This is a genomic window from Hymenobacter negativus (assembly GCF_016056375.1).
Lineage (GTDB): Bacteria > Bacteroidota > Bacteroidia > Cytophagales > Hymenobacteraceae > Hymenobacter > Hymenobacter negativus_A.
This window is the reverse complement of the sequence record NZ_JAEDAE010000001.1, coordinates 216,257-226,523: the sequence shown is the minus strand read 5'-3', so window position 1 is coordinate 226,523 and position 10,267 is coordinate 216,257. Positions and strand designations below refer to the sequence as shown.

Sequence of the window (10,267 nt, the reverse complement as noted above, 5' to 3'; positions counted from 1 at the left end):
CCGCAAAAGAAACGCCCCGTAACCGATTGGTTGCGGGGCGTTTTTGTTGGGTTTTGACAAAGATGCTGAATCATCATTAACAGCAATTTCTTTTCTGCCTTAGAAAGGTCGCCCTACCCCTTTTTTGAATATTAAGCAAAATGCCTCACCAGCTTGGCCATACAGCTTTTCATAGCCGTCAAGGCTGTTTATATAATTGTCAAGCTGATTATTCTTCAATGTCGTTACCGATTGCAAATCCGAAACCTTGAAGGGAAACTGACTATTATTCGGGTTTGTACTGTGCAGAAATAGTGCGTCGCTTGCACTATCAAAGTCAAGCAGAACAGCATACAGCTGAAATTTGGGATTTAGACTTTGGGTCTTGCCAATCAACATATCAAAATGCCGAAACAGCTTATCCAAATGCGGCTTCCTTCTCTTGAAACTACTATTACCGTAGCCATACCAATCAAAGTGGTGATGCCAGTTATCAAACCAAGTTCCAGCATTAAGCCAAGGCATTTTATCAAAGTCGCTTGCAGTAGCAAGGTTTCGGTAATACCGTTTGAGCCCTCTGTGCTTTTTGAATCCATTCATGACGCCAAATAATTAACCTTGATTGCAATACCGAACCCATAGTAATACCGTCTACAATTGCCAAATCGTTAGTCCGAAAGTTTGTAGATAAATTCTTCAATTTCAGATTGCCGCGCATTAGCAAAGCCTTTATCCGTTCCCGTTTTCACAAAGCCACATTTCTCCAGCACCTTTTGTGAGCCGTAATTATCGAAAGCCACACCGCCATAAATGGGTCTGGCTTGTTCGATTTTCAGGAATTCCAACAAAGCATTTGTGGCGATGCCGCGGCCCCAAAATTTCTTATCAATCCAGTAAGTAATTCCTGCTTCTCCGTGCAACATGAATTTCGCTATACTACCCACAATTTCTCCGTCGACTTTTATTGTCTGCATGTTTATTGTCGGGTCGGCTAAATGGGTTGAATACTTTTCGATATAAGCCTCCTTGTTGCTCGGGTCTTTCGAGGTGAACGCGGCTAAACGGGTTGCTTCTTCGTCAAGTTGAAATTCAAACAGCATGTCTAAATCGTTTCTTACCGTTTTGGTCAGGGTGATGTTTGTTGTCATTGCACGGAATCCTTGGAGCGCTTCAATCTACCCAGCATTGGCCGAATACCCGCTATTGCGACTCAGAAAAGGGCAATATTCTGTTAAAAGAAATGCCCCGCAACGAAGTCGTTACGGGGCGTTTCTTTGGCTTCGATTCTACTTGCTGAAATAATCTCCGTGCTCCAAATCCGCCAGCAGGCCGGGCTGGGTGGGGTGCCAGCCCAGCCGCTGCTGCGTGAGGGCGCTGGAGGCGGGCATGTCCAACCCGACAAATCGCGCCATCCAGCCGAAATGGCCGGCGGCCTCCTCGGGCTTTTTAGATACGACGGGCAGGTTCAGGTGCCGGCCGATGATGGCGGCGATGTCGCGCAACGGAATGCCCTCATCGGCCGCGCCGTGGTAGCGGGCACCGGCGGTGCCTTGCTCCAGGGCCAGCCGGTAAAGGCGAGCGGCATCGAGCCGGTGCACGGCGGGCCAGCAATTGTAGCCTTCGCCCACGTAGGCCGCCTCGCCGGTTTGGCGGGCAATATTGATGAGTGTCGGCACGAAGCCGTGGTCGTTGTGGTCGTGGACCGAGGCAGCCAGGCGCACCACCATCGCTCGCACGCCCTGCGCGGCGAGTTCCATTGCTACTGCTTCCGACATGCGAAGCGAGGCGGCGGGAGAATCGTCTTCTGTGGCGGGGCGGCCCAGGTTGAAGCCCGCCAGCCCGGCCGTGACGATGAGCGGCCGCTCGGAGCCGGCCAACGCTTTGCCGAGTGCTTCAATGGCGCGCCGGTCAGTTTGCCCGGCCGCCTCGTATTCCACAAAATTGTGATTGTAAGCGGTGTGGATGACGCCATCGGCGGCCGCCGCACCGCGCTGCAGGCTGCCGAGGTCATCGAGCGAGCCGCGGTGTACCTCTGCGCCAGCCGCAGACAGCACCTGGGCCGACTCCTCGGAGCGGGCGAGGCCGAGCACCCGGTGGCCCGCGCCGAGTAATTCCTGAACGATGGCGGAGCCGACAAAACCCGACGCGCCGGTTACGAAAACACGCATGTGATGGTCGTTTTTAATTGGTGATTGATTACCCCGCAAAGGTCCGGCAGGCGGGCAGCGGCGCTATTGCGCCGGTCAAACCATTTGCTGAATAAATCAAACAACTAAAAAGCCGTTATAAAGGACGCCGCAAAGCCCAACGTCCTTAACCAAAAACCCTCAACTCCGGAAATCACTCGGTGTCAAGCGCGTCTGCCGCTTAAAGAAATTGCAGAAGTGTGCCACATCGGCAAAGCCCAGGCTATCGGCAATTTCGGAAATATTCCAGTTCGTTTGCTTCAGCAGGATTTTGGCTTCCTGCGCTATCCGGCTGCCAATCAGGGCAGTGGTGGTGTGGCCGGTGGCTTCCTTGAGCACGCGGTTGAGGTGGTTGACATGCACGGCCAGATGGGCAGCATAGTCGGTGGCGGTGCGCAAGCGCAGGCGCTGCTGCGGCGATTCCAACGGAAACTGCCGCTCCAGCAGGTCGGCAAACTGGGCCGTGAGGCGGGTCGAGGCGTTTGGCGCAGGCACCGCTGCCGGGGCCGGCTGCAGTTTCTGCACGTAGTAAATCATTTCTAGCAAGTAGGCGCGCAGCAGGTCGTACTTGTAGGCGAAGTCGGAAGCAATTTCCAGCTCCATCTTCTGAAAAATGGCTTCTATGGCAGCAAATTCGGCATCCGTCACCCGCACAACCGGGTACGCGCCGGGCTGGTAAAACGGCAATTCCTCCAGCGCCGTCCGGCCCTTGGTGGGCTGCAGAAACGCCTCGGTGAAGATGCAGAAGTGACCGGTCTGGCTCTGGTCGTGCGGCAGCCAGCGGTAGGGCACGCGCGAAGAGGCAAACCACAAAGCGCCGGCTTCTACTTCCACCGCCTGGTCGGCATACTCGATGCGACTACGGCCCCGAATCAGGCTGATTTTGTAAAAGGAGCGTCGGTCAAAGCTCATCGGCGGCCGGTCGCGGTTGGCCAGCATCAGGTCCGCCACGTTGAAGACGTTGAAATGGCCGATTTCGCGAGGCTGCTCCGGTAGCAAAAGCGTCTCAGCAGCCTCCGGCGCCAGTTTGGTGTAAAGGTCGGAAAGCGGACGGGGTGACATGGCGAAATTTTGTAGAAATCAAATGTAAGCCGCCCTACAAAAGTATGCTATAAAAAACGCTATGCTAAGCTTGTCGAAGCATTTCTACCGCACAAGTAATTTATTTACTATTGTGGTAGAGATGCTTCGACAAGCTTAGCATGGCGTTCAATTAACAATCGGTCCCGACTAAAAAGCTGCCGCAAACTCCCGGGCGAAATCCTCCAATTTTACTTCGCCCAAAACCGGCCGGTGTTGCCAATAATCCTCGCCCAATTTACCGCTGTTAATGCTAGCGTAGATGTCCACAACTTCGTTGGCTCTGATTACGGGCACGCCGTGGCTCGTCATGTTTTCCCGCATCTGGGCATCCGTGAAAGCCACCCATTTCAGGTCAGGCTTACCAATGGCCGCGCCGATGGCGTGGGCGACTTCATCGGCCGTGCGCTCGTCGCTGGCCACGTAGCGCACGGCCTGACCGGACCCATCAGTAGGTTTCACCAATTCATCAGCCGCTGCGGTGGCAATGTCGCGCGGGTGCACAAAAGAAACCTTTATATCGCCGGCGTAATTGGCGCCCATTATCCCCGCGCCTTTTATCATCCCGGCCGAAGTGTAGAAATTGGTAAAGAAAGAGGTAGGCCGGAGATGCGTGAGCGCAATGCCGGGCACCTGGCGCAAAATACCTTCCACGTCGTGCGTGCCCAGGATGCCGCCGGTGCCCTTGCTCAGGTGTGCGCCCCAGCTGCTCAGCTGCACCACCCGCCGCACGCCGGCTTGCCGAAGGGCTTGCGCATAATTATGGCCCACTTGCTGATGGTAAGCCCGCGAATCGGCCACGGCAAAGTTGGGTGGCACCATTAGGTACGCGGCATCGGCACCGGTGAAAGTGGCTGTAAGGAAACCGGCATCTTCAACCGAGCCAATGGCAGCGGTTGCGCCCAAAGCTTCTATTTCGGCGCGCTTTTCCGGCTTGCTGCTGATAACCGTGACGGCATGGCCCTGCTGCACCAGCGCAGTGGCCAGGGGCTTGCTGATGTTCCCGAGGGAACCAGTGAGGATAATTTTCATGGGACAAAGCTCCGTTCGGACTTACCCTTGAAAAAGGGCAAAACGGCGGCAAGATTGGGCCAAAGTGCGGCAAGCATCAGGCCCAGCGCTGGCGGTAGGCTGCGGGCGAAACCCCGATGCTTTTCCGGAAAAACCGACCAAACGCGGACTGGTCAGCAAAATGCAGCGTATCCGCGATTTGGGCAATGCTGAGGGCTGGGTTTTGCAGAAGCACAGTGGCTTCCAGCAGCACGGCCTGGGCCAGCCATTCCACGGCGCGTTTGCCGGTGGCTTCCTTCACGGTTTCGGCCAGATGCTTGGGGCTGATGCAGAGTTTGTCGGCGTAAAATGCCAGGCTTCGCTCGGTAGTGTAATGCGTATTGACCTGCTTTTTAAATTCGGCGGCAATCAGCTGGCTTCTGGTCTGAATGGCATTCGCCGTAACGTGTTGCAAGTTGTAAATGGGCGCGATTTCGTGCAGCAAAATTTGAATAAGGCTGCACAGAATTTCCTCCCGATAAGTATGCGGCGCGTTATATTTCTGCCCAATGGAATGCAACAGTGCGGCAATATTATCGATTTGAAGCGCAGTTAATTGAAATACGTGGCGGGCATCTCGCTCAAAAAACGAAAAGGCGTCCGGATTCAGATTACTATTGGCAGAAATAAATTCTCTGGTAAAAAATATGCTTAATGCATCAAAATCAGCCGACATAAATGGCCACTGCTTGATAGCATACGGCGAGAGAATCATCAGCGAACCAGGCCTGATTTCGTAGTTTTCGAGGTTTACTTTCAGGCGGGCAGTACCGCGCAGGCACAAGCCGATTTTGTAATAATTGCTACGATAAGGCAGGTCGATGGGCAGGTGGGACGGCGCGGAATTCGGCCCCAAAAAGAAAACCGCCGCCGTTTTTTCCTCCGCGGCAGTGAGCTTATTTAATTGATAGACGGGAATAGTAGCAGTCATAAATTTCTACATGCGGGCTGATTGTTGGCGGCCCACTTCCAATCCAAAACCACTTTCTCCGGTCAGTGGTTTGCATAACCCCATGCCGCTACCGGGCGTACTGCCTGCGCAAACTACCGCCCTCATGACCGAACTCCAACGCCTGCTCCTCGCCTACGACCGGTACCGCGCCGAGGCCCGGCCATGCGCCCTGGCCACCGTGGTGGAGGTGTTGGGCTCGGCCTACCGCCGCCCCGGAGCCCGCATGCTCGTGACCGAAGACGGAGAACTGACCGGAGCCATCAGCGGCGGCTGTTTGGAGGGCGATGCTCGCCAACGGGCGCGCCAGGCCATTTTTCGGGGCCATCCGGCGCTGGTTACTTACGATACCCGCGACGAGGATGACCCGCGCCACGGCCTCGGCCCCGGCTGCCAGGGCGTGGTTCGCATCTTGCTGGAGCCGCTGGATTTTGACGCATCCGATAACCCGGTGGAGCTGTTGCGCGGCTTTGCCCAATACCCCGAGCCGGCGGTGCTGGCCACAGTATTTGAAACCGATACTACCGGCCTCAAAGCTGCCGTGGGGCAGCGGGTACTACTATCGGCCACCGGCGCATTGCGAGGCACTCCCCTGCTGGCCGCCCCCCTGGCCGAAGCCGCCAGCACAACACTGGCGCAGGACAAATCACAGATTCTGGATATTGAAACCGATGCCGGGCCGGTGCGGGCACTGTTGGAGGTGCTACGGCCACCTCTGAGCCTGGTAGTATATGGGGCGGGCAACGATGCGCAGCCGCTGGTGCATCTGGCAGCCTCGCTCGGCTGGCACATTACCGTGCTGGATGGCCGGCCCAACCTGGCCACCGCGGCCCGGTTTCCGGAAGCAGCCGAGGTACGCATCGTGCCAGTGCGTGAGTTGCAAACGCTGACCCCAGATGCGGGCGCGTACCACGTTTTGCTTAGCCACAATTATGCTTATGATTTGGCTGCGCTGCAAGTGCTACTCCCTTCTTCGGCCCCGTACATCGGTCTGCTGGGCCCCCGAGCCAAAGCCGGCCGGCTGCTCGGTGAAAGCGAGCTGGACTTATCCGAAGCAGCCATCTCGGATGCGCTGCGAAACCGCCTCCACAGTCCCATCGGGCTGAGCCTGGGCGGCGAAACGCCGGAGGAAATAGCGCTGGCTATTGTAGCCGAAATCCAAGCAGTGAAGAACAGGCAGCGACCCCAGCACCTGCGCGATACAACGGCGGCTATTCATGCTGACTCACCTAGCACGAGCAGCGCGGCACCGGTTGGGGCGGCCTAATCAAGGGGCCGGAACCCGGTAGCTCAGCGCCAGCCGGAACGCCAAGCCTTTTTCAATCGGTGAGCTTAGCGGCGTAGGAGCCTTGCCCAGACCGATGTAGTCGATGGTAGCGGGCCATTGGTCGTCCTTGGCATATACCTCCAGCCGCCGCGTCACGGCATAGGCGGCGGTGGCCCGGAGCGCCCAATGGGCACTCAAATACGTTTCGGCAAACAAACCGTAATGCCCCTGCTGGTACTGGAAATACTGGTCGTTATTCAGCAGCCGGTAGGCCGTATTGATGCCATTCAGATTGAAGCCGACATTGACCCGGGGCGTGGCAGCGTAACTAGCCGTGAAGGTGGTCGGCAAGTCGCCAAACAGCCGCCACCGCTCCCCCAGCCGCCAGTCGAGCCCCAACAGCAGCACGTACTGCGGCCCGTAGAACTGCTGTCGGTAGCCCACCGTCAGGCGATAAGCCCGGCGGGCACTGCTGCGGTAGGCCGCCCGCAGCACGCCGCCCCAGGTCACGTCGGCCCCGCGCACCTCGCGCAGGTCTGAGTTGAGGGACGGCAGCGCGATGGCGGTAAGCTCGGTACGGGGCGACACGCGCTGCCGATAGCCCAGCACTGGCGTGATGCCGTACACATTGTTCACTTCAAATCCTGGCCGGCTGCCGCTGAAACGTACTATTTCAAGATTCAGACCCGCCAATACCGCGTGTGAAGTGTCGGCCGCCACGGCCAGGGGCACAATAATATTGGCCCGAAAAATATCGCCCCTAAACGTGGCTTCGCTGCCGCCTTTCAGCTTCAAGGGCAGCACCTCGTAGCTGAGGCCGATGCCTTCGGCGTAGCCTTGCGCCCGGCTGAGATTGGGCGTAAACAGGCAGGCGCTGAGCAGCAGGGCCGGCAGCAGCCGGGCAGGTAGAGGTGAATGCACAGAATATTTTGGTAGAATTGAGCGACAAATAAAAGCGCAATTATCCAATAGCTAGCGCTCTACTTTTGCAGCGCGGCCTTCAGCCGCCTCACCCGACTACTTACCCTATTTCGCATGGCGCATCTACTACTCATTCATTGCCCCGACGAGCCGGGCCTGGTTTACAAAATCACGGGGGTGCTGTTTAAACACGGCCTCAACATCGTTCGCAACGGCGAGTTTGTAGAGCGCGACGGCAACCACTTTTTCATGCGCACCGAGGTGGCCGGCGAGTTTGACGCAGAGGCACTTCAAGACGACTTGGGGTTAGCGCTGCCGCCCTCTGCCGTCATCCGCCTCACCACCAACCAGCCCAAAAATATTGTGCTGATGGCCACCAAAGAGCACCACTGCCTCAGCGAGCTGTTGGTGCGCCACGAGTTTGGCGAGCTGAATGCCCGCGTGCTGGCCGTCATCAGCAACTACGAGGTGCTCGGCGACCTCACCCGCAAGTTCAACCTACCCTTCCACTACCTGCCCCACGCCGACCGCTCCCGCGAAACCCACGAAGCCGAAGTGCTGGCGGTGCTGGCCCAATACCAGCCCGATTTTGTGGTACTGGCCAAGTACATGCGCATCCTGACTCCCGAATTTGTGGCGCACTATTCCAACCGACTCATCAACATTCACCACTCCTTTCTGCCGGCCTTCGTGGGGGCAAGCCCTTATGCGCAGGCCTACGCCCGGGGCGTAAAAATTATCGGGGCCACCGCGCATTTCGTCAACGAGCAGCTCGACCAGGGCCCCATCATTGCCCAGAACGTCATCCCCATCGACCACACTCAGAGTGCCCACGAAATGGCCCAGGCCGGCCGCGACGTGGAGAAAATTGTGCTGGCTCGCTCCCTCAAAATGGTGTTCGACGAGCAGGTGTTCGTCCACGGCAACAAAACCGTCATCTTCGACTGAAAGGCCATAAAAAAGGGGACTACTCACTTTATTAAGCGAATAGCCCCCTTCAATTAATTGCTGTCGGTTAGTGGCCCCGGCCGTGGCCACCGCCGCCGTGGTAGCCTCCGCCACCATAACCACCGTGGTAGCCACCGCCGTGGCGCCCCCCATCACCCCGGTACCCACCGTAGGCGGGCCGATATGCCGGCCGCACCACCACAGTCCGAGGCGCGTAATACGGACGGGCATAGCCGTAGCCATACGGCTGCACGGGCGGGTAATAACCGTAATCGGGGCCGTAGCCCGGGCCAGCCGCAACACAGCCACCCAGCATGAGCAGGCTGATACTCAAGGCAAAAATTACTGATTTGGTCTTCATGATATAGCAGCGTGCCAGAGCACGTCGATTTACAAGTGAATGTACTTCTTACGTCTATAAACAAAATGCGGACCAGAATTAGTGCCGTGAAACTGCGTTATTGACCAGCTTAAGCCTCGGTTGGCAACACCGTTTCGCCGGAATACAGCCGGGCTTTGCCGGGCAGCGTTTTGTGGCGCTCCTTGCCGAGAGCGGCGCTGGGCTCAGGCACCCAGTGGTGGCGGCCGCCGGCCTTTTCGTCGTTGAATTCGGTGGGTGCGGTGCCGGCTTCGGTGCGCTCTTTCCAGGTGAGGTGCTGGGTAGCGTCGTCGGTGCGCTCCATGGTGATGCATTGCTCCACGGGGCATACCAGCGAACACAGGTTGCAGCCCACGCAGTTTTCCTCGATGATTTCGGGGATGCGCGTGCCGGCGTTCAGCTTGATGGCCTGGTGGGCGCCATCTTCGCAGGCCGTGTAGCATAGCTGGCAGCCAATGCACTTGTCCTCGTTGATGTTAGCCGTCACCTTATACTTCATGTTCAGGTCTTCCCAGTGCAGCACATTGGGCAGGGCCTTGCCCACGAAGTCGTAGATGGTATTGAACCCCTTCTCCACCATGTACTGCTCCAGCCCTGAAGTCATCTCGCGGATGATGCCGAAGCCGAAGTGCATAGCCGCTGTGCACACCTGCACCGAGCTGGCCCCTAGCAAAATATGTTCCACCGCATCGCGCCAGTTCTCAATCCCGCCGATGCCCGAAATGGGCAATTTGATATCGGGATGCTGGGCGCAGTTTTTCACCATGTTCAGAGCAATTGGCTTCACGGCCGGGCCGCAGTAGCCGCCGTTGGTGCCCTTGCCATCCACAATCGGATACGGGGAGAATTGGTCCAAATCAACCCCCACAATGCTCTGAATGGTATTGATGAGCGAAATGGCATCGGCCCCGGCCCGACGAGCGGCCATGGCCGGCTCCGTGATATCCGAGATATTGGGCGTGAGCTTCACGATGACAGGCTTTTTGGCCACTTCCATCACCCATTCCACTATCATCTGGAGTACCTTGGGCTCCTGCCCCACGGCCGAGCCCATGCCGCGCTCGCACATGCCGTGCGGGCAGCCAAAGTTCAGCTCGAAGCCATCAGCGCCCGCGTCCTGGCTCTGGCGCACGATGTCGTGCCACTCCTGCCGCGTCTGCACCATGAGCGAGGCGATGACGGCGTGGTTGGGGAAGCGCTTTTTCACTTCCTCAATCTCGCGCAGGTTATCGGCCAGCGGCCGGTCCGAAATCAGCTCGATGTTGTTGAAGCCCACGAGGCGCTTGTCACGGTAGTTCACGCCGCCGTAGCGGCTCGATACGTTGACAACGGGCACGCCCAGGGTCTTCCACACCGCACCGCCCCAGCCGGCGTCGAAGGCCTTCATGATTTGGTAGCCGGAATTGGTGGGCGGAGCCGAGGCCAGCCAGAACGGGTTCGGCGATTTGATGCCGGCGAAATTGATGGATAAATCAGGCATAATGTAGCGCGGACGTTTAGTCCGCGAT

The 10,267-nt window shown here is 57.6% G+C and carries 11 protein-coding genes; 2 read left to right on the top strand and 9 right to left on the bottom strand.

Annotated features, from left to right (window positions below; genetic code table 11):
* Positions 1-99: 99 nt before the first annotated feature.
* The 6 genes from I7X13_RS01020 to I7X13_RS00995 all read right to left on the bottom strand — a co-directional run bounded on the left by I7X13_RS01020 (position 100) and on the right by I7X13_RS00995 (position 5,226).
* On the bottom strand, positions 100-579 hold the full coding sequence (locus I7X13_RS01020; RefSeq protein ID WP_198074031.1) for a hypothetical protein: 480 nt from the start codon (positions 577-579) through the stop codon (positions 100-102).
* 68 nt (positions 580-647) lie between these two features.
* Positions 648-1,127 (bottom strand): GNAT family N-acetyltransferase, encoded by a 480-nt coding sequence (locus I7X13_RS01015; RefSeq protein ID WP_198074030.1) that lies wholly within the window; start codon positions 1,125-1,127, stop codon positions 648-650.
* A 138-nt stretch (positions 1,128-1,265) separates the two neighbouring features.
* The gene (locus tag I7X13_RS01010) at positions 1,266-2,147 is read right to left on the bottom strand and encodes an SDR family oxidoreductase (protein WP_198074029.1); all 882 of its coding nucleotides are present in this window, start codon (positions 2,145-2,147) and stop codon (positions 1,266-1,268) included.
* Between the two features lie 159 nt (positions 2,148-2,306).
* A complete protein-coding gene (locus tag I7X13_RS01005; protein WP_198074028.1) occupies positions 2,307-3,227 on the bottom strand; it encodes a helix-turn-helix domain-containing protein in 921 nt (306 codons plus the stop codon).
* A 168-nt stretch (positions 3,228-3,395) separates the two neighbouring features.
* Positions 3,396-4,277 carry an NAD(P)H-binding protein gene (locus tag I7X13_RS01000; RefSeq protein WP_198074027.1) on the bottom strand — a complete coding sequence of 294 codons (882 nt, stop codon included), beginning with the start codon at positions 4,275-4,277 and terminating at the stop codon, positions 3,396-3,398.
* A 76-nt stretch (positions 4,278-4,353) separates the two neighbouring features.
* On the bottom strand, positions 4,354-5,226 hold the full coding sequence (locus I7X13_RS00995) for a helix-turn-helix domain-containing protein (RefSeq protein WP_198074026.1): 873 nt from the start codon (positions 5,224-5,226) through the stop codon (positions 4,354-4,356).
* Between the two features lie 124 nt (positions 5,227-5,350).
* Here I7X13_RS00995 and I7X13_RS00990 point away from each other — a divergent pair, with 124 nt between their 5' ends.
* Entirely contained in the window at positions 5,351-6,511 is a 1,161-nt protein-coding gene (locus I7X13_RS00990) for an XdhC family protein (protein WP_198074025.1), read from the top strand.
* Here the strand turns inward: I7X13_RS00990 and I7X13_RS00985 are convergent, their stop codons facing one another.
* Positions 6,512-7,432 (bottom strand): DUF6268 family outer membrane beta-barrel protein, encoded by a 921-nt coding sequence (locus I7X13_RS00985; RefSeq protein ID WP_198074024.1) that lies wholly within the window; start codon positions 7,430-7,432, stop codon positions 6,512-6,514.
* Between the two features lie 114 nt (positions 7,433-7,546).
* Between I7X13_RS00985 and purU the strand changes: the two genes are divergently transcribed.
* Positions 7,547-8,380, top strand: coding sequence for a formyltetrahydrofolate deformylase (purU, locus tag I7X13_RS00980; protein ID WP_198070304.1), 834 nt, complete (start codon positions 7,547-7,549; stop codon positions 8,378-8,380).
* A gap of 67 nt (positions 8,381-8,447) precedes the next feature.
* On the opposite strand, the gene I7X13_RS00975 is transcribed toward purU, so the two are convergent.
* Together I7X13_RS00975 and preA are read right to left on the bottom strand one after the other, a co-directional pair.
* On the bottom strand, positions 8,448-8,741 hold the full coding sequence (locus I7X13_RS00975; RefSeq protein WP_198070303.1) for a hypothetical protein: 294 nt from the start codon (positions 8,739-8,741) through the stop codon (positions 8,448-8,450).
* A gap of 109 nt (positions 8,742-8,850) precedes the next feature.
* On the bottom strand, positions 8,851-10,239 hold the full coding sequence (gene preA / locus I7X13_RS00970) for an NAD-dependent dihydropyrimidine dehydrogenase subunit PreA (protein ID WP_198070302.1): 1,389 nt from the start codon (positions 10,237-10,239) through the stop codon (positions 8,851-8,853).
* Positions 10,240-10,267: the final 28 nt, after the last annotated feature.